This window comes from Streptomyces coeruleorubidus (assembly GCF_008705135.1).
Taxonomy (GTDB): domain Bacteria; phylum Actinomycetota; class Actinomycetes; order Streptomycetales; family Streptomycetaceae; genus Streptomyces; species Streptomyces coeruleofuscus.
Genome location: NZ_CP023694.1, coordinates 1,345,082 through 1,371,736 on the forward strand (window position 1 = coordinate 1,345,082; position 26,655 = coordinate 1,371,736).

Sequence of the window (26,655 nt, forward strand, 5' to 3'; positions counted from 1 at the left end):
TTCTCACCGCTGCTTCGAGTTGTGCTGCGCCCGATGCCCCATCGACTCCCAGAACCTCCGCAGCTCCGTGACGTTCGTGCGGCGCTGCCAGGAGGCCCTGGGCCGGAACGGGGAGCGGGACAGGAGGGTGGACTGGGTGCGGCAGAAGGCCTCACCGAGTTCCGCTCGGTGGCCGTCGAGGCCCGTGGCCGGGTACGGACACAGTTCGAAGGCGCAGTCGTCGCGGCAGTTGGAGCCCGCCTGGGAGGAGGCCGTGCGGACGGTGGTGCGGCCCGGGTCGAGCGGGGTGCGGTCCAGGGTGAGGCAGGGTGGCAGGTCGGGCCGGGCGGTGTGCTGGAGGCGCCGGATGCGGTCGGTGGGCCAGTCGCCCCGTTCGGCCAGGTTCAGGAGCAGCAGCACGTCGGCGAGGAGTTGCTGCGCGGTCGGGTGCAGCGCGCTCCAGCCCGTGGACGGCGGGATCCACAGGTTGTGCTTGCGCGCCTCGCCCCGGGATGTCTGGGAGCCGACGTGCGCGGCGACGCCCGACTCGTCGATCCACAGGAACCGTTCGGGCTGCCCGGTCTCCAGGGCCCAGACGCAGAGTTTCCCGGCCGCGATCACGAACGGATGCTCCGGTTCGCCGTCCGGCCGGGCCAGCCACTGACGGACCTGCTGGGCGGGGTCGGACCCGTGACCGCGCGACGGGCGCCCGGCGCCGGCGCCGTCGGGCAGGTCCCACAGGGTCAGCGCGTGCAGCAGCGTGAGGCGGGTGAACCAGAACCGGGTGCGCTTGAGCATGTCCCACGCCTGCTCGCTCAGGTACTCGCGGGCCTCGGGCCGGGCGTGCGGGTGGCGGTGCCGGCGGTTCGCCGCGTACTTGAAGCCCTGGGCCAGCGCCACCTCCACGTTGAGGTCGAGTCCGGCGGGCCCGTCGAGACCGTCCGCCGGGATGCCGACGCGCCGCACCCAGCTCTCCAGGAACGCGTACGGGGTGTCCTGGTGCCGGTGGGTGGTGACCGAACCGACGAGCAGCGGGACCAGCCAGGCGCACAGGGTGTTGTCCCGCCACTGCCGTTCCTCGGCCTCGCGGTCCTCGCGTTCCCGTCTGCGCTCCTGGCGCCGCTCGTCCTCACGCTCCTTCAGCTCCCTCTTCATGCGCGCGACCTGGCCCTCGCCCCGCCGGCGCAGTCTGGTCTCCCGTTCCCCCACCAGCTCCGGCTGCTGCCCGCCCCACAGCTTCTCCCGCCAGTCGTGTTCCCGTTCGACCCGCATGCCCTCGACCACCTGGGGCCCGCGCAGTCTCGGCTGGAGCGCGGCGAAGGCGAGGTCGCCGCCGGCGCCGATCTCCTGCGCGATGGCCAGCCGGACCGCGTACGAGGGTTCCAGGCGTGCGATCTCGAACATCTCCAGGTAGGCGGGCCGGAGGGTCTGCCGCTGGGCGACGCCGCGCATGGCCTCGCCGAACCGGGACACGAGCAGGGCCTTCGCGGTGCGCAGGGTGTGCGGGTCGCGGGCCCGCAGATCCGGCCAGGACGTGCACAGCCGCATGGCGATGAGGTGCTGCTCCGGCTGGGCGTCGACGCTGTCGATCTCCAGGGCGGCCGCGTACAGCTCCAGGGCCTTGCTGTGCAGGGTGCGGCCGAAGAGGGGCCGTACGTGGTGCTTGTCGTCGTTGTCGTCGCCGGCGTTCCTGACCGTCTGTGCCAGGCAGGCGGCCTCCATCAGCAGGTCCCGCGCGGCGCTCACCGGGCACCACGGTGTCCCGTCGGAGCCGGCCGCGCCCGGCTCATCGTGCACGCACGCGCCGTCGGGCAGCCGGGAGTGCAGCACCATGGCGATCAGCAGTTCCCGGCCCGGCCGTTGCAGGGCCGCCGGGAAGTACCAGCCCTCGGTCGGCTGTGCCGGGACGTCCGGGTGGATCACCGCGTTCAGGAAGCGTGCCCCCAACTGGGCCTGGATCACGCTGTGCTGGAAGCGGACGCGGTCGCCGCCGAGCTCGACCAGTTCCATCCGGGCGCCCCAGTGGGCGGCGAGCCTGAGGTCGATGCCGCTGTCGCCGACCCTGCGGGCCAGCTCCCGGACGATCTCGGGGAAGCGGGAGCGGGCCGGGTCCTGTTCGTCCACGACGTCGGCGAACCGCACCTCGGAGGTGTCGAGGGCGAGTCCCACGCACGCCACCGCGGACATGTAGTGGACGATCGAGCGGCGCTCCTCGGGGGAGAGCGGCAGATGCGGCCCGAAGCGGCCGCTGATGAGGGCGCTGAGCCAGGTCTCGAACAGGTGGAACCTCAGGGACGCCCGGTCGCCGCCCCGCGTCTCGACGGCCTCCTCGTCGGCGGGCCCGGCGAGGGCGCGCTCCAGCAGTCCCTGCTCGTGCAGTTCGGCGGCGATCTCCAGGTAGGTGGGGGCCTCCGCGATGCCGGCCCGCTCGACGATCCAGTCCAGCCGCTGCCGGTCCTCCCCGGCGCCCCCGGACGAGATGTAGGTGAGGGCGGCCTCCTCGCTCAGCGGCTCCAGCTCGGTGAGGGACGCCTCCATGCCGCGCAGCGAGTCGTGCGGCCGGGAGGTGATGATCAGCGGCAGGCCCTCCTCGTTGGCGCGGCGGATGGCCAGCCGGATGACGGTGTCGCGTTCCTCCGTCAGGTCCTCGGCGGTGAGCGCCTCGTCCAGGCCGTCCGCGAGCACCACGATCCGCCCCTGCTGGCACAGTCGCCGCCAGACCTTCTCCGCCTCGGCGCCGGAGCGGATGTTGGCCTGCACCTCCCGGCAGAAGCGTTCGAAGGCCAGCTCGCGGAAGTCGAGCCTGGTGTCGGCGGCACGCAGCCGCAGCGGCACGGGCACCGCCCCGCGCTCCGCGAGCCGCTGCGTCAGCAGCACGACCAGCGCCGTCTTGCCGGTGCCGATACCGCCGACGACGACGTGCGTCCGGCGGAAGCGGCGGTCCCGCAGGTCCTCCATGAGGACGGAGCAGAGCTGGTCCCGGCCGACGACCCGGCCGAAGATGCCGCCCGCGGTCTCCACGAGTTCGTGGGGTTCCAGGCGCGCCTTCCGCAGGTAGGCCCGGCGCACATGGCTGAACCGGAAGAACAGGTAGGTGACGGTGGCCAGGGCGAGGGTGAGGAAGGGCATGAAGAGGGACTGGAGGACGGTGCAGCTGAAACCATCCTTTCCGCACTGTCTGCCCACCCATGCGGTGGGCGACTCGAAACTCTTTTCCTGCGACAGGGTGATGACGGCCGTGACAACCAGGAACAGCAGGACCAGCGCCCCGAGGAACGTCAGCAAAAGCAGCGTCACGTACCCGCCGCTCTTGCGGACCCGCCAGGTCCTGGTCCGGTCGTAGCCCTGTCGCATCAGCCGGCGGCGGTGCAGCGCGCGGCGCATGCCGAGCCCGTCGCGGAGCATCCGCCCGAGCAGTCGCGACAGTCCTCCTCCTTCGCGTCGCGGGGCAGCAGGACCCTGGGAAGCACGCGTACCACCGTTCACCCTGTGAGGGTTCCGCGCCGGCGGGCTCCCGGGCGCCCGCGGTCGGCACATTCACCCGACCGAAGCCTTCGGGGACCCGCCACCCGGCCGTACCCGTCGCACCGACCACGCCGACCCACACACCCAACTTCCTTCCTCGCCGGACCACTTGACGCTGAACCGTTTCACTGGTTCCCTCGAAAAGCTGCTCATGGGAGCGCTCCCAGCCACCCCCCACGTGAAAGGGAACCCCGTGCAGACCTCCCCCCACCCCTCCCTCAGACGCGCCCTGCCGGCTCTCCTCACCACCGTGCTGCTCGCCTGCCTGCTCTCGCTCGCGGGCGGCTCTCCCGCGCGGGCCGCGGCGGGGGACGGCTCGGTGTCCGATCCCAACATCGCGTACGTCGGACGCTGGGACACCTCCTCCGGCACCGCGGCCGTGCCCAACTGGACCGGTGCCTACCTTCAGACCGGCTTCACCGGCACCACGGTGAAGGTCAGGGCCAGGAACGCGGTCAACTTCTACGCCAGCATCGACGGCGGCCCCGACGTCTTCCACGCCGGTGTGCGCGGCACGGTGAACCTCACTCCCCGGCCGCTCTCCCCCGGCACCCACACCCTGCGCCTGACCTACCGCTCCGGTGACACCGTCTTCCAGGGCCTGGTCCTGGACTCCGGAGCGCGGACCGTCGCCGCCGGCGCCCCGACCGGGCTGGTCGAGTTCGTCGGCGACTCCATCACCGCGGGAGCCCTCACCGACCGGCTGGCACTGGACTCGTACGCCTGGAAGACCGGGGAGCGGCTGGGGATGCGGCACACGCAGATCGCCCGGTCCGGGTACTGCCTGGTCGCGCGGTCGGGGTGCACCGGTCTGAGCGGGCAGTTCTTCAGGACGGCCAGCACCGGCGGCGCGGACTGGGACTTCTCCCGGTACCGGGCCGACGCCGTCGTCATCAACCTCGGCACCAACGACATCGGGCACGGCGTGTCCGGCGCCGACTTCCAGTCGGCGTACACCACGTTCCTGCGGGACGTGCGTGCCAAGTACCCCGCGGCGCACCTCTTCGCGGTGCAGACGCTGAAGAAGCGCTACGTCACCGAGACCAGGGCCGCCGTGAGCGCCCGCAACAGTGCCGGTGACGCCCGGGTGCACTACGTCGACACCACGGGCTGGCTCACCGACGGCGCCGACTACGAGGACGGCAACGGGCATCCGAACGAGGCGGGGCACACCAAGTTCGCCGAGCGCCTGGCCCCGGTCGTCCGCGCCCGGCTCGGCAGCGGTGCCACGGCCAAGGCGGCGGCTCCGGGGCAGCCCGGCGACCCGAACATCAAGTTCGTCGGCCGCTGGGACACCACCGGCTCCACGACCGCCTACACCCCGTACTGGGCGGGCGCCTACTACCGGGTCGGCTTCACCGGCAGGACGGTCAAGCTGAAGCAGCGGGGCACGATCGACCTGTGGGCACGGATCGACAACGGGCCGGTGAAGTTCTACGACGACGTCAAGGGGACGGTGAACCTGACACCGGCGGCCCTGGCCTCCGGCAACCACACGCTCCAGGTCAACTACCAGGTGGTCGCCGGTTCCTACCGGGGCGACGCGGTGTTCCAGGGGCTGGTCCTCGACAGCGGTGCGACGACCTTCGCAGCGCCGGCCCCGGCCAAGCTGGTCGAGTTCGTCGGCGACTCGATCACCGTGGGCACGACGTCCTCGCAGAACGCCCGTACCGCGTACGGCTGGCTGATCGGGGAGCGGCTGGGCGTCGAGCACACGCAGATCGCGCAGGGCGGGGCATGCCTGGTGGCCGCGGCGGACGGATGTGTGGGCCTTGAGCGGCAGTTCACCAAGCTCAACCCGAACGCCGCCACGCCCGACTGGAACTTCTCCCGCTACCGGGCCGACGCGGTCGTCATCAACCTCGGCACCAACGACGTCGGGCACGGGGTGAGTTCCGCGCAGTTCCAGTCGGCGTACGGCAGTCTGCTGCGCAAGGTCCGTGCGGCGTATCCGCAGGCGTGGATCTTCGCGCTGGAGACGTTCCGCGGGCGGTACGTCCCGCAGACCGAGGCCGCCGTGAAGGCCGCCGTCGACGGCGGTGACACACGGGTCTCCTTCGTCGACACGACCGGCTGGCTGGGCTCGGGCGATCTGACGGACTCGGTGCATCCCAACGACCGGGGGCACCGGGTCGTCGCCGACCGGCTGGCGCCGCTCATCGCGGCGAGGATCGGGGCGTAGGGGCGATTCCCCGGGCGGGCCTCACATCGGGCCGGGGCCCGCCCCTCCCTTGAGGCGTTCCAGGTCGGAGGGTCGGACCTGGATGACGATCAGGGCGATCAGCGCGGCGACGGCGGTGAAGATCGCCGCCATGATGAAGGCGGCCGAGACACCGGCGGTGAGGACCTCGTCGGACCAGGGTTTCGGCAGTTGCTCGGTGCGTTCGAACCGGAGGCGCTCGGCAGGGGTGGCCTGCCGGAGGAAGAGCGGGACCTGCTTCTCGGCCTCGTTGGTGCTGGCCGTGCCGTACATGGTGACCAGGATGGACAGACCGAGGGAACCGCCGACCTGCTGGGTGGCGTTGAGCAGTCCGGAGGCCGCTCCGGTCTCCCGGGTGGAGACGTTGGAGAGCGCCATGAGGGTGAGCGAGACGAACTCCATGCCCATGCCCAGGCTGAAGACGAGCATCGGGCCGAGGACGCTGCCCGCGTAGGTGGAGTGCACGTCGGTCAGGGTGAGCCAGCCCAGTCCGGCCGCCGCCAGGATCGCGCCCACCACCATGAACGGCTTGGGGCCGTACGTGGGCAGGAACCGCGAGGCCAGCCCGGCGCCGATCGCGATGACCGCGCTGACCGGCAGGAAGGCGAGCCCGGCCTGCAACGGGCTGAAATCCAGCACGTTCTGCACGAAGAGCGTCAGGAAGAAGAACATGCCGAAGATGGCGGCGGCCAGGCAGAGCATGATGCCGTACGTGCCCGCGCGGTTGCGGTCGGCGAACATGTGCAGTGGCGTGATGGGCTGTCTGGAGCGGCTCTCGATCAGGATGAAGCCCGTCAGGACGACGACCGCCGCGGCGAACGAGGCGAGGGTGAGGGCGTCGCGCCAGCCTTCCTGCGCGGCTCTGATGAATCCGTAGACGAGCAGCACCATGCCCACGGTGGAGGTCAGCGCGCCGGCGATGTCGAAGTGCCCCGGGTGCCGTTCGGACTCCCTGATCCAGCGGGGGGTGGCGAGGGCGATGAGCAGCCCGATCGGGACGTTGACGAAGAGCACCCACCGCCAGTTCAGCCACTCCACCAGGATGCCGCCCGCGAGCAGGCCGATCGCGCCGCCGCCCGCGGAGACCGCGGCGAACACCCCGAAGGCCCGGTTGCGTTCCGGTCCTTCACGGAAGGTCGTGCTGACCAGCGAGAGGGCGGTCGGGGACGCGATGGCGCCGCCGACGCCCTGAAGGGCGCGTGCGGCGAGGAGTTGGCCGGCGTTCTGGGCGAGCCCGCCGAGCAGGGAGGCGAGCACGAAGAGCAGCACGCCGAAGACGAAGACGCGCCGCCTGCCCAGGATGTCGCCGACCCGGCCGCCCAGCAGCAGCAGTCCGCCGAAGGTGAGGGTGTAGGCGTTCACCACCCAGGAGAGGCTGGTGGTGGAGAAGTCCAGGGAGCGCTGGATCTGCGGCAGCGCGATGTTCACGATCGTGATGTCGAGGACGACCATCAGCTGGCATGAGGCGATGACCAGAAGCGCCATCGCGTTTCCGCCACCACCGGATTCGCTGGTGGTGCTCGTCTGTGGTGTAGCCGGCTGCGGGCTGCTGCCTGCGGTGTCCACCGTTCGACGGTACGCCCGGCTCCCGGGCCTCACCACTCGATCAAAGCCGGGTGCTCTCTCCCCCGGTCTGGGTGATCTGACCGTCCTCGGAGGCCGTCGCCTTCCTCCGGATCTGCTCGGGCGCAGGCGCCTGGTCTGTGGTGGGGCCGCGTCGTAGTGGTGGCCCGCGGTGTGGGTGACCCGTCCCCTGCCGGTGGCTTTGGCGCGGAGGCGGACCGTGCGCCCCGCCGGACCGGCTGGTCCTCGGGGTGCGCAAGCTGGTGCGGAGGCAGCGGTTCGTCGACCCCGAGTCGCGTTGGCGGCCCTGGACGCCGACGCGAACCCGCGGACTCCGCGGGAGGTGGAGGTGCTGCGGCTGACCGCCGGCGGCACTCCCACCCGGGAGATCGCTGAGCGGCTGTGCTGTGGAGTCGGGCTGGGTGTGAAGCGGGCAGGTCATCGAGGTGAACCTGCCCGGCCCCCGCCCTCGCGCCCTGTTCCGTCGATCTCCGACGAGCATCGCAGAGCGGGAAGCCGCGCAACAGCACCGTTCGTCACGCGTGCGGCGTGAGACCGTCACCGTGGGACCGGGAGGAACGGCGATACGGCATGGGCGTTCCTACCCGGTCTCCCGGTCAGCGGCCGCCGCGGATCAGACCCGTCAGATAGCGCCACAGCGAGGAGCGCTGCCGGGCGGACTGGTCCGGCAGGACCTCCTCGGCCGCCTCCGGCGCGGGACCGTTCGCCGACGGCCGCGCGGGCGCCGAGGAGAGTTCGTACCGCACGGGCAGCGAGCGCAGGCCGCGCATGAACGGGGAGGAACGCCAGGGCAGTTGGTCGGCGGGCAGGGCGAGGTCGAGGTAGTCGAAACGCTCGAACAGGCGCCCCACACCGGCCGCCGCGACCGTGGAGGCGAGCTCCCGCGCCGGGCACTGGCGCGGCCCGGCCCCCCAGGACAGGTGCGCCCGGGTGCTGATGGTGGTGCCGGAGGCGACGTGGTCGGCGAAGAGCGGGTCGGCGTGTGCGGCGGCCGAGGAGACCCACACCGGGTCGCCGGCCCGGATCGTGTAGTTGCCGAGCGGGGTGTCCTCGGCGGCGAAGCGCGGGACGAAGTTCACCAGGGGCGGCTTGCGCATGACGGACCGGTTCATGGCCTCACGGACCATCCCGGCGGACAGGCTGGCGCGCACGCTGCCCTCGCCCGAGATGACCTCCACGACGGTGTTGGAGATGAGGATGCCGACGTGGTCGGAGGTCATGCCGAGCAGCATGAACAGCTCGCGGGCCAGATGGTCGAGCGACAGGTCCGGATGCGCGGCCAGCAGGTAGGAGGGGAAGTCGTCGCCCGGCTTCTCCAGCTTCGTCGCGGCCAGTTCCGCCAGGGTCGCCAGCAGTCGCTCCAGTGCGGCCTCCGCGTCCGGGCCCGCGTCGAGCACGCGCCACATGTCCATCAGCGCGTCGTCGCCCTGCGAACCGGGGAAGCCCAGCAGATGGCTGGCCACCATCAGCGGCAGCGGCCGGGAGAACTGTGCGGACAGGTCCGCCACGCCCGTCTTCCCACCCTGTCCGACCAGGGTGATCAGCTCGTCGGCATAGGCGGTGACGGCGGTCTTGAGGCGCTTGGCCTGGGGGTGGCGCGGGTCCTGGAACGGCTTGAGGGCCACGTCCCAGGCGGTGCGCAGCGGACGGTACCCGGGGCCGCCCTGGATCAGGATGTGGTTGACCTCCAGGGACGGGCCGAGCGGCCAGTCGGCCGGTACCCGGCCCTCGGAGCGGGCCCGCCAGTTCTCCAGCCCCTTCGGGAAGCCGTCGTTGTCCTGGAGCACCTGGAGCGCCTCGCGGTAGCCCAGGACCAGCCAGGCGGGTACGCCGAGCAGATCGACCGGCGCGACCGGGCCGTGCTGCTGCCTCAGCCGTTCGTACACGAGCGCGGGGCGCGTCTCATAGTCCCGGGTCAGCAGCGGTTGGGGACTCAGCTCCTCCAACCGTGTGTCGTCCAGGTCCACGGATCCGCCGTCACCCCACTGGGATTCCATCGTCTTGCCACCCTCCGACACGCCCCGTACCGGCACGCCATCAGCCGGTAACCGGAAACGGTGGGGACCCTACCCCAGGGATGACCGGCGGGTAACGACGGGGGTGGGGTCACGGGGTGATGCCGGCCGTGCGGGGATCAGGCCGCGGTGTAACCGAGTTGGCGCCGCATGTAGGGCGTCATGAGGGTCTTCGCCTTGGCCAGGGTGGTGGTGCGGCTGCCGAGGACCGCGGACTCGCCGCCCGGTACGGGCAGCACGGTCAGTCCGTCGGCGGGGCCGAACGGCACGATGAGCGGGGTGCGCTGGATCGGCCGGTAGGAGCGCGGCTCCTTGCGGTGCTTGCCCGAACTCTGGAGGTAGGCGCGGATGTTGTGGGCCGCGATGTCCGCCTGGGCGAGGGCGGCGGGGGTGATCTTGAATTCGCTGACGTCGTTGACGTCGCCGACGGCGAACACGTCCAGCCTGCCCTCGACCCGGAGCGTCCGGTCGACCTTGACGTGTCCGTCCCTGTTCAGCCAGTCGCCGTGTCCGGCCAGGCGGAGCCAGAGCGTGTTGGGTGTGGTGCCCGTGGCCCAGAAGGACAGGTCGGCCTCGATGACGTTGCCGCGGCCGTCGCGGTAGGTGCCGAAGTCGTTGCCGGGCGACATGAACGAGTCGAGCCGCACCTCGATGTCATGGGACTCCAGCCACGCGAGGGCCTTGCGTCCCGGCCGGGTGCTGCCCGTGGAGTCGAGCAGCGCCGGTCCGGAGTGGGCGAGCGTGACCCGGGCGTCCGGCCGGGCGAGGCGGATCTCGGCGCAGAGTTCGACACCGCCGGGGCCGCCGCCGACGACGAGGACGTGCTCGGCCGTGGCGACGTTGCGCTGGTGTTCGGCGAACGACTTGGCCGCCTCCTCCACGGTGGTGCCCACGAAGCGGGCCGGCTCGGGGTAGTCGGCGCCGGTGGCGATCACGACCACGTCGTAGGGCAGCCGTTCCCCCGTGGCGAGGACTACCTGCCGCTCCGCGGTGTCGATGCGGACGGCCTTGCCCGCGACCACGCGGCCGTGGTGCAGCAGCCGGTCGAACGGAATGAAGGGCGTGTGCGTCCACTCGGGGCGCACCCCCGCGCGCAGGGAGGCGACGCGGTGGAAGAAGACCTCCTTGCGGTCCACCAGCGTGACCCGGGCCGTCCCGTCCAGCCGTTTCGCCAGCCGGACGCCGCCATAGCCGCCGCCGATCACCACTACATCGCCGTCGTACACGCCCGGTCTCCTGTGCCTGGTGGGGGGTGCGAGCGCCGCCGCGGAACGGGCCCCGCTCGGTTCGACCCCGGCGGCCACTCGACTGACGGTGAGATTAGCGCTTGAAACTTAAAGAGACCCCCGGGGTTCCGTGCATGTTCCGTGAAGGGATGGGCACCTGAGCGGACGTCATTTCCCCCAGATCCTCCGGTACGCCTCCCGGTACCCCGACGGGTCCCAGGTCGTGGCGCCTTCGCTGTTGCCGGCCGTGGCGATGTGGACGGGGGCCGTGTACCCGCTGGCCGGGCGGCCGGAGAAGGCGCGGTTGAACTCGTCGACGATCTGCCAGCCCTGGAGGGACAGCGGTTCGGGCACGGTGGCGGCCTGGTACTGCCTGCTGTTGATGCGCTGGAAGGCGGACGGATCGCCGTCGCCCGCGCCGATGTTGTAGGGCGGCCCCGAGCCCTTCTCGCCGGCCGCGCGGAAGGCGGGGGCGGCGTCGGCGAAGTACAGGTCGTTGATGGCCACGGAGTGGGTCCACCGGTCCTGGAACCGGGAGAGCAGCGAGGAGATCTCCCGCGGGGTACGGCTGCTCGCGTCCGGGATCGGGATGTTCTCGACGGAGAGCAGCCGCACCCCGCGGCAATTGGTGAGTTCCTCCCTGATCAGGTCGGACTTGTTCCTCGCGAAGGGGATCGACGCGTCGGTGATGAGCACGACCCCGGCACGGCCCTTCGAGTCGGAGATGATCCACTGCGCGCTGATGCGGGCCACGTCCTGGACGCGGGTGGTGACGTTGGTGAAGAGGTCGGGCTCCCGGCTGGGGCCGGGTTCGGGGACCGCGTGCCAGCCGATGAGCGGGATGCGCTGCGCGTTGGCCCGGGCGGCCTGCTGTGCGGTCGAGTCGGGGTCGAAGCCGCCGATGACGATGCCCGAGGGCCTGAGGGCCACGGCCTCGCTCATGGCCGCCTGGATACCGGCCGGGGTGCCTCCGCCGTCGATCACCCGGACGTCCCACCCGATGACCCGGGCGGCTTCCCGCACCCCCCTCGCGGCGCCCGCGACGCCGGGATTGGTCATCGTCTGGGCGACGTAGACGATGGTCCTGCCGGACACCGCCTCCGGGCCGGTGGTGGGCCCGCCCCAGGGGATGTCGGTCCGCTCCGCCCGGGTGACGGCGGTCTGGGCCCTGGCCTGGACGTCGGGGCAGCCGCTCGGGCCCGTCGCGGTCTCCTCGGCGCCGTCCGACGAGCCGCGTTCGCAGCCGACGAGGGCGGTCGCCGTCACCAGAAGGGCGCAGCAGGCGAGCCGCGCGGTGCGGACTGCGGGGGCGGCCTTGCGGTTGCGGTGCACGGGGGGGCTCCTGTGAGGGGATCGGCGCGGCGGGACGTGCCGAGGGGGTCAGGGCGGTGTGCCCGCCGTGCCGCCCTCCGGCGTCGGGCAAGACGGTGGCGGGGAGGGAGGCGGCGAGGAGGGTGGCGGTGCGGAGGACGGTGGCGGGGGTGGTGCGGCGGGTGTGTCGCGGGCCGCGGCGCCGCCGCGCAACCGGCGGCGGGCGGCGTATCCGGCCAGGCCCACGGCGATGAGCAGGGTGCCGCCGTGGAACAGCGGCACCGTCCAGAAGTCGGCGCCCAGCTGGGCGATGCCGGTGAGGCCGACGGCCAGGACGGCGACGGCGACGACAGTGCCCAGGGCGTTCGGCCGGCCGGGTTTGATCGCCGTGGATCCGAGCAGGGCTCCGACGAAGGCGGGCAGCAGGTAGTCGAGGCCGACGCTCGGGTTGCCGATCTGCTGCTGGGACGCGAGCAGCACCCCGGCGAAGCCGACGATCAGCCCCGAGGCGGCGAACGCGTAGACGGTGTAGGTGCGGGTCGGGATGCCGACGAGGTCGGCCGCGCGCGGGTTCGACCCGACGACGTACAGGTACCGGCCGAGCGGCAGCCGCTCCAGTACCAGCCAGAGGACTCCAGCGAGGGCGAGCACGTAGAAGGCGGGGACCGGAAGGCCGAGGAACGTGGACTCGTAGAGGTCGGTGAACGCGGGCGGCAGGCCCTGGGGGCCGGGGACGATCCGGCTGCCGTCGGTGATCCAGCCGGTCACGGCGTACATCATGCTGCCGGTGCCGAGGGTGGCGATGAAGGAGTCGATCCGGCCGAACTCGACGATGACGCCGTTGAGGACGCCGACGACCAGCCCTCCGGCGAGCACGGTGAGACAGGCGAGCGGCCAGGGCCAGCCCTCGTTGACGACGAGCTGCATCACCATGACGTGGGCCAGTCCGAGGCCGTAGCCGATGGAGAGGTCGAACGCGCCGGTGACGATGGGCACCATGGCGGCCAGCGCCAGGACGGCCGGGATCGACTGGTTGGAGAGGATCGAGTCGACGGTGTCCAGCGTAGGGAAGGTCTCCGGCAGGGCGAGGGAGAAGACCAGGTAGAGCAGGGCGGTGAGGGCGAGCAGGCCGTAGGCGCCGATGTGGTGCCCGCCGGGGGTGCGCAGGCGCCCGCGGCGGGGCGGTGAGGGCGAGGGCGGTTCGGTCATGGGGTCGTCGCGGCCGTGGACGGGGGCATGGCCGAGGCCGCCCGGGTGAGCCCGGTGACGGTGAGGGCGCCGCCGCTCAGCTCGGCCGTCACGGATCCGCGGACGAAGACCAGGGTGCGTCCGCACACGCTCGCGACCTCCTCGAAGTCGGTGGACAGGAGCAGGACTGCGAGGCCCGCCGACAGCGCCTCGTCGAGCAGGCGGTGGATCGCCGCCTTGGCGCCGATGTCCACGCTCGCGGTCGGCTCCTCGAGGATCAGCAGCCGCAGCTCCGTTCGCAGCCAGCGGCCGATCATGACTTTCTGCTGGTTCCCGCCGGAGAGGGTGGCGATGGGGGCCTCGCTGTCGCGGGGGCGCACGGAGAACCGCTCGATCAGGGCGGCGGCGTCGGCACGTTCCCGTCGGGGACCGATCCAGCGCGGCGCCGGCCGGCCTCCCGCACGGGGATTGGCCAGGAGGTTCTCCCGCAAGGTCAGTTCGGCGAGGCAGCCCTCCCGCAGCCGGTCGCCCGGCACGAAGCCGACACCGAGGGCGACGGCCTCCGCGACCGTGCGGGGGCGGTAGGGCCGCCCGTGCAGTACGGCCCGCCCGCCGAGGAGCGGCCGGGCCCCGGCCAGGGCACGCCCCAGGTCGGTGTGCCCGGCGTCCGAGAGCCCGACCAGTCCGAGAACCTCTCCGGCGGCCACTTCCAGGCTGACGGGGCCGGCCAGGGGGGTGCGTACGGAGTCGAGGGCCAGGACGGGGAGTGCGGCTGCCGGGGGCGTGAGCGGGTGGTCGGCGGCCGGAGGGGTGGCGGGGTGGTCGGCGGCCGGGGGTCCGACGGGGTGGTCGGCAGCCGGAGTTCCGGCGGGGTGGTCGGCTTCCGAGGGCCGGGTGGGGCGTTCGGCAGCCGGAGTCCCAGCGGGGGGTTCGGCTGCCGCCGGAGGGGCGACGGGGCGGTCGGCAGCCGGAGTTCCGGCGGGGTGGTCGGCTTCCGAGGGCCGGGCGGGGCGTTCGGCAGCCGGAGTCCCAGCGGGGGGTTCGGCTGCCGCCGGAGGGGCGACGGGGCGGTCCACAGCCGGAGGGGTCGCAGGGTGGTCGCCAGCCGGAGTCCCTGCCGAGCGAGCAGCGGCCGGAGTGGCGGCAGGGCCGTCAGCAGGCGAGGGACGGGCCGGGTCGTCGGCAGGCGACGGGCCGGCGGGGCGGGTGGCAGGCGAAGGTCGGGCAGGGCGGGTGGTAGGTGGGGTGTCCTCTGTGGTGTCCTCCTCACCGACGATGTCGTGGACCAGGCGGGCGGGGCTGTGGCCGGCGAGTCGGCCGTGGCTGACCAGGCGGCCGTCGCGCAGTACCGCGAAGGCGTCGGCGACCTCGTACACCTCGTCCAGGCGGTGGGTGACGTAGAGGATGGCGTGGCCGCGGTCGCGCAGGGCGTGCAGGACGCCGAAGAGCCGGGCGCTGTCCGCGGCGGGCAGGCGGGCGGTCGGCTCGTCGAGGACGATGAGCCTCGCGCGGGCCGCCAGGGCCCTGGCGATCGCGACGAGCGAGCGCTCGGCCGGTGCGAGCCCGGAGACCGGCGCGTCGGGGTCGAGGTGCCCGGCGACGACCCGCAGCGCCCCGACGCAGCGCTCGCGGGTGCGTCGCCAGGAGATCAGCCCCCTCCGGCGGGCGTATCCGTTGGTCAGGGCGATGTTCTCGGCGACCGTCATCCACTCCACGAGACCGAGGTCCTGGTGGATGAAGGACATGCTCCGGGACGCGGCAGGGCTGCCGAGGGGCTCGCCGTCCACGGTGATCTGTCCCGCGTCGGCGGAGTGGACGCCGGCGAGGATCTTGATGAGCGTGGACTTGCCGGCGCCGTTGGGTCCGAGGAGGGCGAGCACGCTGCCGGCGTGGACGTCGAGGTCGACCCCGGCCAGCGCGACGGTCCCGCCGAACCGCTTGCCGAGCCCGCGGATACGGACCAAGGGCTCCGGCCCGGAGGGTGAAGCCGCCTTCACCGGCGTGTCAGGGGCGTCGCGCACCCGATCAAATTACAGCATTTCGGGCACCTTTCGGCCGCTGTGGACCCGTACGCGGGTCGGCGGACGCCTCACGCGGCGTCGAGCCCGCATTCGGCCCAGATGACCTTGCCCTCCGGCAGGTAGCGCGTGCCCCAGCTCTGCGAGAGCTGCGCGACGAGGAACAGGCCGCGACCGCCCTCGTCGGTGCTGGCCGCCCGGCGCAGATGGGGGGCGGTGTTGCTGGCGTCGGAGACCTCGCAGATGAGGGTGCGCCCGTACAGCAGCCTGACCCGGATGGGCCCGGTGCCGTGCCGGACGGCGTTGGTGATCAGCTCGCTGAGGATCAGTTCCGCGGCGAACGCGGTCTCGTCGAGTCCCCAGTCGGACAGGCGGCGCAAGGCGGAGGCCCGGACCTCGCCGACGAGCGCCGGGTCGGCGGGCAGCTCCCAGGCGGCGATCCGGCCGGGGTCCAGGGCATGGACGCGCGCGACGAGCAGGGCGATGTCGTCGTGCGGATGCGCGGGCGCCACGGTGTCCAGCACGGCCTGGCAGGTGTCCTCGGGTGCGCGCTCCGGATGGGCCAGGGCCACGCGCAACTGCTCCAGGACCACGTCCACGTCGCGGTGCCGGTCCTCGATGAGTCCGTCGGTGTAGAGCACGAGCTGACTGCCCTCGGGGACGTCGATCTCGACGGCGTCGAAGGGCAGCCCTCCGAGACCCAGCGGGGGCCCGGCCGGGAGGTCGGGGTAGGACACGGTGCCGTCGGGGTGGACGAGTGCGGGCGGCGGGTGACCGGCGCGCGCCATGAGGCACCGCTGCGCGGTCGGGTCGTAGACGGCGTACAGGCAGGTCGCGCCGATGACGCCGGCGCCCTTGCCGTCGGGATCCTCCCGGTCCAGGCGCCCCACGAGGTTGTCCAGGTGGGTGAGGACCTCGTCCGGGGAGAAGTCGAGCTCGGCGAAGCTGCGTGCCGCCGTCCGCAGCCGCCCCATGGTGGCCGCGGAGAGCATGCCGTGGCCGACGACGTCGCCGACGAGGAGCCCGATACGCGCGCCGGAGAGCGGGATGACGTCGTACCAGTCCCCGCCCACGTCGGACTCGGCGGGCAGATAGCGGTGGGCGACCTCGACGGCGTCCTGGTCGGGCAGACCGTGCGGCAGGAGCCTGCGCTGGAGGGCCAGGACCATGGTGCGTTCGTGGGTGTAGCGCCGGGCGTTGTCGATGGACAGGGCGGCGCGGGTGGCGAGTTCCTGGGCCAGCGAGCGGTCGTCGTCCCCGAAGGAGCTCCCGGTGCGGTAGAAGCTGGCGATGCCCAGGACGACACCGCGCGCGAGCAGGGGCACCGCGATGAGGGAGTGGACGTGGTCGAGCAGCCGTGCGGTGTGCTCGGGGTCCTGGGCGAGCCAGCCCGCGGCGGCCTTCAGGTCCGGCTCCAGCACCGCCTCGCCCCTGGTCAGGCAGCGCAGCTGGGGCGCGGTCGGGCCGAAGTCGATGCGCTTGCCGGGCGGTGTGAAGGGCAGGCCCTCGCGGACGCCGTGCAGCACCGTGCGGCGCAGGTCGGCGAGGGGGTCGGCGGACTCCTCGCCGCGCAGGACGGCATCGGGCAGGTCGATGGTGACGAAGTCGGCCAGGCGCGGGACCGCCGTCTCGGCGAGCTCCTCGGCGGTGCGGCGCACGTCCAGGGTGGTGCCGATGCGGGCGCTGGCCTCGGACAGCAGCTCCAGGCGCCGGCGCGCGGCCAGGGCGTAGGCCCCGACATGCGGCTCCCCCACCATCACGAGCCCCCGGGCCGGGAACGGTGAGCCGGCGCGGTCGTCCGCCGCGCCCCCGCCGCCGACCGGGCCCCTGCCGTCGTCCGTAGTGCCCCTGCCGCCGTCGGTCGCGCCCCTGCCGCCGTCGGTCGTGCCCCTGCCGCCTTCCGCCGCGCCCCCGCCACCGTCGGCCGTGACAGTGCCACCGTCCGCCGTGGCGGTGCCGTCGATCCCTGTGGGTCCCCGGTCACCGCCCCTGCCACCGTCGGCCGGGACGGTACCGCCGGCCTCCGCGGATCCCCGGTCACCGCCGGGCGCCACCGTCGAGCCGGACGCGGCGGCGAGATGCCCGGACGGCAGGGTGATCGGCGGTCGTGCGAGCCGTGGGGCGGTCGAGAAGGCGGCGAGGTCCGGCAGCTCCTCCGCCTGGTGCGGCAGGACGAGGGCCTCCCCCACCACGGTACCGGGCAGCACGGCCTCGATGGCGAAGCCCCGCACCCCGGAGGCGCTCGCCATCGGACGGCTCACGAGCGTCACCCGCCGGCCGTCGGGCAGGGCCACCTCGACGGCGGCCCGCTGCCCGCGGGAGATCAGCTCGGCGGCCTTCTCCCTCAGGATCGCCTGGTCACGGGGGTGCACTACGTCGGCCAGCGCGTCCAGGGCCACGCCATGGTGCAGGCCGCCCTCGCCCCCGGTGGAAAGGTACGTCCGCAGCAGGGCGCGCTCGTGCGCGGAACTCTGCCCCAGCAGCCGCCGCTCGATGTTCTCGGCCGCCCGGCGGATCGCCGCGCTCAGCGCGGGCTGTTCGAAACCACGCGGATACCCGAAGCACAGGACGCCCTCGATGCGTCCGCTGAGCGGGTCACGGACGGGCATCGCGACGCAGGCGCTGCCCTGGGACCGTTCCGCGAAGTGCTCGGCGCCGTAGACGCGGATGAGCTGCCGCTCCGCCAGGGCGAGGCCGATGCCGTTGGTGCCGGCGACCTGCTCGGCGAAGACGAATCCCGGGACCCGCTGGATCGCCGGGAGGCTCCTGGCCATCGCCGGGTCCCCGAACCGGCGCAGCAGGACCGTCCCGTTCGCGTCGGCGACCGAGATGTTGACCTGACTGCCGGAGAACGCGTCCTGGAGCCGGTCGAGCACCGGCACGGCCGCGCGGACGATACGGCCCCCCGGGTCGAAGTCCTCCCGGTAGGGGAGGTCGCTCGTGTCCGGCGACAGCCCCAGGGAGCGGCAGCGCTGCCACGAGTTCAGGATGGACGTCCGGACACCCGCGTCGACCTGCTCGCCCTGGAGAAACCGCTCGCGAAGCCGGGCGGGCCCCGTGCCGTCAGTCGCACGTCCCGCCGGCTTGGGTTCCTCGCCGGACCGAACCACGCTTCGCCTCGCTTGCGCCCGCGATCATCCGCTGCTCGGAAGAGAATCTGGCATTGACGAGAATACGGGCATTACGGTCGGGCGTCACGGTGCGCCGGAGCCGTTCGGGCGCCATGCCGCGGCGGCTCCGGCCGGGCGGACCGCGCTCACCCCAGGAAACTCAACCGCACCTTCCGCTCCGGGTTGTCCTTGTTGGTGTCCACGAGGCACACCGACTGCCACGTCCCGAGCTCCAGCCGGCCGCCCAGCACCGGCAAGGTCGCGTGCGGCGGGACGAGGGCCGGCAGGACGTGGTCGCGGCCGTGGCCGGGACTGCCGTGCCGGTGCTGCCAGCGATCGTCGGCGGGCAGCAGCGTGTGCAGTGCGGCCAAGAGGTCGTCGTCGCTGCCGGCGCCGGTCTCGAGAACGGCGATTCCGGCTGTCGCGTGCGGGACGAAGACATTGAGGAGGCCGTCCCGCCCGGCCGCCGCCTCCCGCAGGAAGGACTCGCAGTCGCCGGTGATGTCGACGACCCTCTCCGTGGAACCGGTGCTGATGTTCAGAACTCGGGTGGTGAAGACATCTGACATGCCCCCATCCTGACGCACGAGCCGGATTCCACCCGATCACCCCCGCCCGGGCGGCGGTACAGGCGTCCACTGGACGAGACGCTTGTTGACCGTGCGCATGCCACCTGGCTAGGTTCAGCGGCATGTTGCGTTCAGCCCTGCTCACCACGCGCGGTCACATCGACCTGCTGCGGGTGGCCTCCGCCGCGTGTCGCCGCGGCTGCTGACGCCCTTCCCCTCCTCACCTCCGGGTTCCCTCGCCCTGGTTCCGCCTGCCCGCTGAGCGCCCCTGCTCCCGTCGGTGCGGCGGCGGCGAGGCGTGCCTCTTCCAGCCCACGCTCTCCCCCGTGGAGTCCTCATGAGCATCAGTCATGCCCCACCCATGTCATCAGAACCCGATATTTCGCCTATATCGGCTCCCGACCTCGACCTCCAGCCCCTCGTCCCCGCCTCCTCCCGCCGCACCCGCGTCCCGCGCTGGCTCCGCCGTACCACCGGCCCCGTCCTGCTGCTGGCCTTGTGGCAACTCCTCAGCAGCACGGGTGCGTTGCAGCCGGACGTGCTCGCCTCGCCCGGCCGTATCGCCCAGGTCGCCGGGGACATGGTGGCCGACGGCTCGCTGCCCGCGGCCATGGGCACCTCACTCCAGCGGGTCGCGGCCGGGCTGCTGCTCGGTCTGGTCGTCGGCACCGGACTCGCCCTGCTCTCGGGCCTGTTCCGGATCGGCGAGGACCTGGTGGACGCGCCCGTGCAGATGCTGCGGACGGTGCCGTTCGTGGGTCTCATCCCGCTGTTCATCATCTGGTTCGGCATCGGCGAGGCACCCAAGGTCGCCATCATCACGCTCGGCGTGACCTTCCCGCTCTACCTCAACGTCTACGCCGGGATCCGGGGCGTGGACGCCCAGTTGATCGAGGCCGGGGAGTCCCTCGGGCTGTCGCGGTGGGGGCTCGTGCGGCACGTCGTCCTCCCCGGTGCGCTGCCGAACGCCATGACCGGTCTGCGCTACTCGCTCGGCATCGCCTGGCTCGCGCTGGTCTTCGCCGAGCAGGTCAACGCCGACTCCGGCATCGGGTTCCTCATGGTGCAGGCGCGGGACTTCCTGCGGACCGACGTGATCGTGGTCTGCCTGGTCGTCTACGCCTTCCTCGGCCTGCTCGCCGATTTCATCGTCCGCTCCCTCGAAAGGCTGCTGCTGCAATGGCGACCCACGTTCACCGGCCGGTGACCCCCCACGCCGTCCATGTCGAGGGGCTCACGCGGGCCTTCGACGGCCGCGCCGTCATCGACGACCTGCGACTGGACGTCCGGCCGGGCGAGTTCGTCGCCCTGCTCGGCCGCAGCGGCTGCGGCAAGTCGACGCTGCTGCGCATCCTCGCCGGGCTCGACCGCGACATCGAGGGCACCGTGCTGGTGCCGCGCCGCAAGGCCGTCGCCTTCCAGGCGCCCCGGCTGATGCCGTGGAAGAAGGTCTGGCGCAACGTCCTGCTCGGCCTGCCCGGCAAGCCCGAACGCGCCGTCGCCGAGCAGGCCCTCGACGAGGTCGGCCTCGGCCACCGTTCGGGCGCCTGGCCCAAGACCCTCTCCGGCGGCGAGGCACAACGCACCTCGCTCGCACGGGCGTTGGTGCGCGAGCCCGATCTGCTGCTGCTCGACGAACCGTTCGGCGCGCTCGACGCCCTCACCCGTATCAAGGCCCAGCGGCTCGTGGGCGAGTTGTGGCAGCGCCGGGGCTGCGCGGTGCTCCTCGTCACCCACGACGTGGAGGAGGCCGTGCTGCTCGCCGACCGCGTCCTGGTGATGGACGGCGGCGTCATCGCCCACGAGCAGCGCATCGACCTGGACCGCCCACGTGACATCACCGACCCGCGCTTCGCCGCACTGCGCGCCGGGCTCCTCGAACGCCTCGGCGTCGAGGCGACGGCCGCCGAAGCGGCCTGACCTCCTCGCCCATCTTGTCTGCGGCCTTTTACGGCCCACCCCCATCACGACCGACACGAACGGAACCACCATGCGACGACGTCTCGCCCCCGCCGCCCTGCTCCTCCCCCTCGCCCTGCTGCTCACCGCCTGCGGCGGGAACTCGGCCGCCAGCACGTCGGACGGCGGCACCGACGGCCATGGACCGGTCACGATCGACGTCGGTGACCAGAAGGGCGGTTCGGAGGCCATCCTGCGGGCCGCCGGGGAACTGAAGAACCTCGACTACAAGATCAAGTGGTCCACGTTCACGTCCGGACCACCCCTGCTGGAGGCCGTCAACGCGGGAGCCGTCGACATCGGCGGCGTCGGCAACACCCCGCCGGTCTTCGCGGCCGGAGCGGGCTCGAAGATCAAGGTCGTGGCCGCCTGGCACGGCACGTCCAAGGGCGACACCATCCTCGTCCCGAACGACTCGTCCCTGAGGAGTCCCGAGCAGCTCAAGGGCAGGTCGGTTGCCGTCGCGCAGGGCTCGTCCGCGCACTACCAGCTGGTCGCGTCCCTGAGGAAGGCCGGGCTGAAACTGAGCGACGTCAAGGTCAAGTACCTCCAGCCGGCCGACGCGCTCGCCGCGTTCACCGCCGGCAAGGTCGACGCCTGGGCGGTGTGGGATCCGTACACCTCCCAGATCCTGAAGGCCAAGCAGGGCCGGGTGCTGACCGACGGCGACGGTGTGACGAACGGGCTCACCTTCCAGGTCGCGGCACCGGACGCACTGAAGGACAAGAAGAAGGCCGCCGCCGTCAAGGACTACCTGGAGCGGCTGCGGCGCGCCTACAGGTGGGTGTACGACCACGAGGAGGAGTGGGCGAAGGTCTGGGCGAAGGACACCGGGCTCCCCGAGGACGTGGCGCTGGCCGCGGTGAAGCGCACCTACACGACCCGGATCGCGGTCGCCGTCGACAAGCCGCTGATCGCCTCCGAGCAGGAGATCGCCGACACGTTCACGGCGTTGAAGCTCATCCCGCGCAAGGTGGACTTCGCCGGCTTCACCGACACCCGGTTCAACGGCGACCTGCCGCCGTCGACCGCGGCGACCCGGCCCTCGGAAGGCTAGGACGCGTCCGCAAAGTCCCGCCTGCCTCGCGACGCCCGGCACGCACTCTCGCCGTACCGGTCAGCCGGGAAGATCCACGGCCCCGGCACGGTTGGTAGAAGCGTGAACAACACACGCGAGGTCGAGGTAGTCGTCATAGGCGCGGGTCAGGCCGGTCTGGCCGGCGCCTATCACCTGCGGCGATCCGGTTTCGAGCCGGACCGCGACTTCGTCGTGCTGGACCACTCCCCCGGTCCCGGCGGCGCCTGGCAGTTCCGCTGGCCGTCGCTGACGTACGGCAAGGTGCACGGGATGCACGCGCTGCCGGGGATGGAGCTCACGGACGCGGATCCGGCCCGGCCGTCCGCCGAGGTGATCAGCGACTACTTCGACCGGTACGAGAAGGCCTTCGACCTGCGGGTGCGGCGCCCCGTGGACGTACGGGCCGTGCGCGAGGGGCCCGGCGGGCGGCTGCTGGTGGAGACCTCGCAGGGCGTGTGGTCGACGCGGGCGCTGATCAACGCGACCGGCACCTGGGACCGGCCGTTCTGGCCGCGCTATCCGGGCCAGGAGACCTTCCGGGGGCGGCAGCTGCACACCGCGCAGTACCCCGGGCCGGAGGAGTTCGCCGGGCAGCGGGTCGTCGTGGTGGGCGGTGGCGCCTCGGGCACCCAGCACCTGCTGGAGATCGCCTCGTACGCGGCCGCCACCACCTGGGTGACCCGGCGTCCGCCCGTCTTCCGTGAGGGCCCGTTCGACGAGGACGCGGGCCGTGCGGCCGTCGCGCTCGTCGAGGAACGGGTACGGCAGGGACTGCCACCCATGAGTGTCGTCTCGGTCACCGGGCTGCCGCTCAACGACGCGGTCCGCCAGGGCATCGAGGACGGGGTGCTCGACCGGCAGCCGATGTTCGACCGCGTCACGCCCACAGGAGTGGACTGGCAGGACGGCCGGCACGTCGACGCCGACGTCATCCTCTGGGCCACCGGCTTCCGCGCCGCCATCGACCACCTCGCCCCGCTCCGGCTGCGCGCCCCGGGCGGCGGCATCCGCATGGAGGGCACGCACGCGGCCGCCGACCCTCGCGTCCACCTCGTCGGCTACGGCCCGTCGGCCAGCACCATCGGCGCCAACCGCGCCGGCCGCGCGGCCGTCCGCGACATCAGGCGACTGCTGGCGCGGGAGCCGGTCGCCGCGTGACGCCCGGGTGGGTCATCCGGCCGCCCGCGCGCCGTCCTCCTTCCGGTGCGCGTTGAACTCCGCGACGTTCCGCTGGTGTTCCGCGTAGTCCGCGGTGAAGCGGGTGTCGCCCGGCCTGACCGTGACGAAGTAGAGCCAGTCGCCCGGGGGTGGGTTGACGGCCGCGCGCATCGCTTCCTCGCCGGGGTTGTCGATGGGGGTGGGGGGCAGGCCCATGCGCTGGTACGAGTTGTAGGGGCTGTCGATCCGCCTGTCGCTCGCCGTCGTCCGCACGGCGGAGCGGCCCAGCGCGTAGTTGATGGTGGAGTCCATCTGGAGCGGCATACCGCGTTCGAGGCGGTTGGAGACGACCCGGGCGACCTTGCCCATGTCGGCCTTGGTGGCCGACTCCGCCTGGACGATGCTCGCGATGGTGACGGCCTGATAGACGTTCATGGCGTTGCGCTGCGCCCCCGCGGTGATGGGCGCGCCGTTGAACTTCGCGTTCGCGGTGTCGACCATCAGCGCCAGGAGTTTCTCCGGGGTCGTCTTCTCCTGGAGCGGATAGGTCGCCGGGAAGAGGTAGCCCTCCGGGTTGCCCGCGGCGTCGTTCGGCAGTTTGAGGGCGGCCTTCGCCAGGGACTTCTTCGTGCTGCCCGGGGGCAGGGCGAGGGCCTTGTCGACGGCGGCGTAGACCTGGCTCGCCCGCCGGCCCTCCGGGATCACCAGCGTCGTGGGCCGGCCGTCCTCCACGGGCGCCAGGGTCAGCAGCGGCACCGCCACGGCGGTACCGACCACGACGGCTCCGGTCGCGACGAGGGCGATCCGGCCCCGGCGCGTCAGTCGAATCGTGCTCCGTGGCGGAGTGTTCTTCTGCATGCGGGCACGGTAACCCGCATATCGCCGTAAACCCGGCATATTTTCATCTTGTCGGTTCCAGTTGGGCGTCCCGGCGTACGAGCGCCGCGTACCGGCCGTGCCGTTCCAGCAGTTCCTCGTGCGTACCGAGCTCGACCGCGCGCCCCGAGTCGAGGACCACGATCTGGTCGGCGCCCCGGACGGTGGACAGCCGATGGGCGATGGTCAGCGTGGTGCGGTCGGCCGACAGCGCGTCGATGGCGTCCTGCACGGCGGCCTCGGTCCGGGTGTCCAGGGCGCTGGTGGCCTCGTCGAGGATGAGGACCGGCGGATCGCGCAGGATGGTCCGGGCGATGGCCAGGCGCTGCTTCTCGCCGCCGGAGAAGCGGTGGCCACGCTCGCCGACGACGGTGTCGTAGCCGTCGGGCAGGGCCGCGATGTGGTCGTGGATCTGCGCCGCCTTCGCCGCCTGGTGGAGTTCCTCGTCGGTGGCGTCGGGCTTGGCGAAGCGCAGGTTGTCGGCGACCGAGGCGTGGAAGAGGTACGTCTCCTGCGAGACGACGCCGACCGCGCGCGCCAGGGTGTCGAAGTCGAGGTCGCGGACGTCGACCCCGTCGAGGGTGACGCGGCCGCCCGTCACGTCGTAGAGGCGGGGCACCAGGTAGCCGAGCGTGGACTTGCCGGCGCCGGTGGGGCCGACGATCGCGAGGCTGCCGCCGGCCGGGACGGTGAGGTCGATGCCGTCGAGGACCGGGCCGCCCTTGTCGTCGTAGCCGAAGGAGACGTTCTCGAAGCGGACCTCTCCCTTGACCCGGTCCAGACGCACCGGGTCCGCGCGCTCGGTGATGTCGATCGGCAGGTCGAGGTACTCGAAGATGCGCTGGAAGAGGGCGAGCGAGGTCTGGATCTGCACGCCGGTCGACAGCAGGCTCACGGCCGGGCGGAACAGGCCCTGCTGGAGCGAGACGAAGGCGACGATCGTGCCGAGGGAGACCTCGGGGCCGCCCAGCTGGAGGGCCATGCCGGCGGTCCAGTAGATGACGGCGGGCAGGGCGGCCATGACGATCGTGATGACGGCCATGCGCCAGCGGCCGGCCATGTTCGACCGCACCTCCAGGTCGACGAGCTCCTCGGACTCGTCGGCGAAGGACTTCGTCAGCGAGTCGGAGCGGCCCATCGTGCGGCCGAGCAGGATGCCGCTGACGGAGAGCGACTCGGTGACCGTGGCGGCCATGGCGGCCATCTGCTTCTGGCGCTGGGTGGTGATCTTCCGGCGTTCGTTGCCGACGCGGCGGCTGATCCACACGAACACCGGCAGCAACAGCAGCGAGACGACGGTCAGGCGCCAGTCGAGGACGACCATCGCGACGATCGTGGCGACCACGCTGGTGAGATTGGAGACCAGGGAGGTCGCGGTGGAGGTGACGGTGGCCTGCATGCCGCCGATGTCGTTGGCGATGCGGGATTGCACCTCACCCGTCCGCGTGCGCGTGAAGAAGGCGAGGGACATGCGCTGGAGGCGGCCGTAGACGGCGGTGCGCAGATCGTGCATGACCCGCTGGCCGACCGTGGTGGAGATCAGCGTCTGGAGGACACCGAAGACACTGGTGAGGACGGCGCTGAGGATCATGCCGAGCGCGAGCAGGCTGAGCAGGCCCGTACGCCCCTGCGGGATCGCGACGTCGAGGATCTCCTTCAGCAGGAAGGGCGTGGCGACCGAGACGAGCGACGCGGCGCCGACCAGCAGGCCGACGATCGCGAGGCGGCCCCGGTAGGGGCGGAAGAGCCTGAGGATGCGGCGGACCTGCCGGGGCTCTTCCTTCGACTCGGCGGGTGCGGTCCAGGGGGGTTCACGGTCGGGGTGCATGGGCTCCTTCGAGAGAGCGGTACGGCCGGGGCGAGGGCGGCGAATCGGATCGTAGCTCATTGTTACCTATACTCACAATGAACATCATCCTGATATTGTTCCCGCATGACCTCCCCCGACTCCGACGGCCTGCTGGCCGAGCAGTTGCTGCGGCTCACCCGCCGGGTGCACCGCATCCAGAAGCGCCATCTGGAGCATCGCGACCTCGGCATCACACCGGCCCAGTCCCGGCTGCTGCGCACCCTCGCGCACTGGGGGTCGCCGCCGCGAATGGCCGACCTGGCCGAGCGCCTGGAAGTGGTGCCCCGGGCCGTGACCACGCTGGTCGACGGGCTGGAGGCGAGCGGCAAGGTACGCCGGGTCCCGGATCCGGCGAACCGGCGGGTGATCCGCATCGAGCTCACGGACGACGGCCGGGGTGCGCTGCGCGAACTGCGGGCGGCGCGCAGGTCGGCCGCGGAGGAGATCCTGGCCCCCCTGACGGAGCAGCAGCGCGCGGCCCTGGGAGGGCTGCTGGACACGCTGATCGACGGGACGCCGGTGGGGTCCCGCTGACGCGCGGGAGGGCGGCCAGAGTCTCGTTCGGGTCAGGCCGCAGGCGCGGGGTCTGATCCGCCGGACAGACCCCTAGACTCCCGCCATGATCGCCGACCTTCAGTGCGTGGTGCTGGACTGCCCCGCTCCACCGGAACTCGCCGGCTTCTACCAGTCGCTCCTCGGCGGCGTCGTCAACCAGCCGGACCGGCGATGGTCCCTGGACGAGGGCTGGGCGACGCTGCACACGCCGTCCGGATTCGTGCTGGCCTTCCAGCGGGTGGCGGACCACCGGCCGCCGCGGTGGCCGGATCCCGCCCGGCCGCAGCAGTTCCACCTGGACTTCGGCGTGGCGGACCTGGATCGCGCACAGGAGCAGGTGCTGGCCCAGGGCGCCGAGGTGCTGGACGCCGGTGCGGACGGGCGGAGTTGGCGGGTGTACGCGGACCCGGCGGGGCATCCCTTCTGCCTGGTGCGTCACTGAACACACGAAGAGC

General features: G+C 72.3%; 19 protein-coding genes. 8 read left to right on the plus strand and 11 right to left on the minus strand.

The features are described 5' to 3' along the window. Positions 1 to 3: 3 nt before the first annotated feature. Complete coding sequence (locus tag CP976_RS06050; protein WP_229876549.1) at positions 4 to 3,384, minus strand: NACHT domain-containing protein; 3,381 nt, start codon at positions 3,382 to 3,384, stop codon at positions 4 to 6. Positions 3,385 to 3,697: 313 nt separating this feature from the next. On the opposite strand from CP976_RS06050, the gene CP976_RS06055 reads away from it, so the two are divergent. Further along, a complete protein-coding gene (locus CP976_RS06055; RefSeq protein WP_150479387.1) occupies positions 3,698 to 5,686 on the plus strand; it encodes an SGNH/GDSL hydrolase family protein in 1,989 nt (662 codons plus the stop codon). 21 nt (positions 5,687 to 5,707) lie between these two features. Here the strand turns inward: CP976_RS06055 and CP976_RS06060 are convergent, their stop codons facing one another. The 8 genes from CP976_RS06060 to CP976_RS06105 form a co-directional block, all read right to left on the minus strand. Beyond that, entirely contained in the window at positions 5,708 to 7,189 is a 1,482-nt protein-coding gene (locus CP976_RS06060) for an MFS transporter (protein ID WP_150479388.1), read from the minus strand. A gap of 695 nt (positions 7,190 to 7,884) precedes the next feature. Beyond that, on the minus strand, positions 7,885 to 9,285 hold the full coding sequence (locus tag CP976_RS06070) for a cytochrome P450 (RefSeq protein WP_150479389.1): 1,401 nt from the start codon (positions 9,283 to 9,285) through the stop codon (positions 7,885 to 7,887). Positions 9,286 to 9,422: 137 nt separating this feature from the next. Continuing rightward, positions 9,423 to 10,529 (minus strand): FAD-dependent oxidoreductase, encoded by a 1,107-nt coding sequence (locus tag CP976_RS06075; protein WP_150479390.1) that lies wholly within the window; start codon positions 10,527 to 10,529, stop codon positions 9,423 to 9,425. A gap of 168 nt (positions 10,530 to 10,697) precedes the next feature. Further along, complete coding sequence (locus tag CP976_RS06080) at positions 10,698 to 11,861, minus strand: substrate-binding domain-containing protein (protein WP_150479391.1); 1,164 nt, start codon at positions 11,859 to 11,861, stop codon at positions 10,698 to 10,700. Positions 11,862 to 11,909: 48 nt separating this feature from the next. Next, entirely contained in the window at positions 11,910 to 13,049 is a 1,140-nt protein-coding gene (locus CP976_RS06085) for an ABC transporter permease (RefSeq protein ID WP_229876550.1), read from the minus strand. Beyond that, complete coding sequence (locus CP976_RS43610; RefSeq protein WP_244403662.1) at positions 13,046 to 15,049, minus strand: sugar ABC transporter ATP-binding protein; 2,004 nt, start codon at positions 15,047 to 15,049, stop codon at positions 13,046 to 13,048. The genes CP976_RS06085 and CP976_RS43610 overlap by 4 nt, the downstream gene beginning before the upstream one ends. Positions 15,050 to 15,117: 68 nt before the next feature. Next, positions 15,118 to 18,156 carry a SpoIIE family protein phosphatase gene (locus CP976_RS06100; protein WP_150479392.1) on the minus strand — a complete coding sequence of 1,013 codons (3,039 nt, stop codon included), beginning with the start codon at positions 18,154 to 18,156 and terminating at the stop codon, positions 15,118 to 15,120. A gap of 146 nt (positions 18,157 to 18,302) precedes the next feature. Then, a complete protein-coding gene (locus CP976_RS06105) occupies positions 18,303 to 18,725 on the minus strand; it encodes a secondary thiamine-phosphate synthase enzyme YjbQ (RefSeq protein ID WP_086604863.1) in 423 nt (140 codons plus the stop codon). A 122-nt stretch (positions 18,726 to 18,847) separates the two neighbouring features. Between CP976_RS06105 and CP976_RS44645 the strand changes: the two genes are divergently transcribed. From CP976_RS44645 to CP976_RS06125, 5 genes are all read left to right on the plus strand, one after another. Beyond that, the gene (locus CP976_RS44645) at positions 18,848 to 18,931 is read left to right on the plus strand and encodes a putative leader peptide (RefSeq protein WP_349817350.1); all 84 of its coding nucleotides are present in this window, start codon (positions 18,848 to 18,850) and stop codon (positions 18,929 to 18,931) included. Between the two features lie 131 nt (positions 18,932 to 19,062). Then, positions 19,063 to 19,932, plus strand: a complete 870-nt coding sequence (locus CP976_RS06110) for an ABC transporter permease (RefSeq protein ID WP_150479393.1) — start codon at positions 19,063 to 19,065, stop codon at positions 19,930 to 19,932. After that, entirely contained in the window at positions 19,905 to 20,645 is a 741-nt protein-coding gene (locus CP976_RS06115; protein WP_150479394.1) for an ABC transporter ATP-binding protein, read from the plus strand. The genes CP976_RS06110 and CP976_RS06115 overlap by 28 nt, the downstream gene beginning before the upstream one ends. A gap of 70 nt (positions 20,646 to 20,715) precedes the next feature. Beyond that, entirely contained in the window at positions 20,716 to 21,741 is a 1,026-nt protein-coding gene (locus CP976_RS06120; RefSeq protein ID WP_150479395.1) for an ABC transporter substrate-binding protein, read from the plus strand. A 102-nt stretch (positions 21,742 to 21,843) separates the two neighbouring features. Beyond that, positions 21,844 to 22,920 (plus strand): NAD(P)-binding domain-containing protein, encoded by a 1,077-nt coding sequence (locus tag CP976_RS06125; RefSeq protein ID WP_150479396.1) that lies wholly within the window; start codon positions 21,844 to 21,846, stop codon positions 22,918 to 22,920. Between the two features lie 12 nt (positions 22,921 to 22,932). Here the strand turns inward: CP976_RS06125 and mltG are convergent, their stop codons facing one another. Both mltG and CP976_RS06135 read right to left on the minus strand, forming a co-directional pair. Beyond that, positions 22,933 to 23,778, minus strand: a complete 846-nt coding sequence (mltG, locus tag CP976_RS06130) for an endolytic transglycosylase MltG (RefSeq protein WP_150479397.1) — start codon at positions 23,776 to 23,778, stop codon at positions 22,933 to 22,935. Positions 23,779 to 23,821: 43 nt separating this feature from the next. Then, a complete protein-coding gene (locus CP976_RS06135) occupies positions 23,822 to 25,624 on the minus strand; it encodes an ABC transporter ATP-binding protein (protein WP_150479398.1) in 1,803 nt (600 codons plus the stop codon). Positions 25,625 to 25,729: 105 nt separating this feature from the next. On the opposite strand from CP976_RS06135, the gene CP976_RS06140 reads away from it, so the two are divergent. Together CP976_RS06140 and CP976_RS06145 are read left to right on the plus strand one after the other, a co-directional pair. Then, complete coding sequence (locus CP976_RS06140) at positions 25,730 to 26,179, plus strand: MarR family winged helix-turn-helix transcriptional regulator (RefSeq protein WP_150479399.1); 450 nt, start codon at positions 25,730 to 25,732, stop codon at positions 26,177 to 26,179. A gap of 85 nt (positions 26,180 to 26,264) precedes the next feature. Then, entirely contained in the window at positions 26,265 to 26,642 is a 378-nt protein-coding gene (locus tag CP976_RS06145) for a VOC family protein (RefSeq protein WP_150479400.1), read from the plus strand. Positions 26,643 to 26,655: the final 13 nt, after the last annotated feature.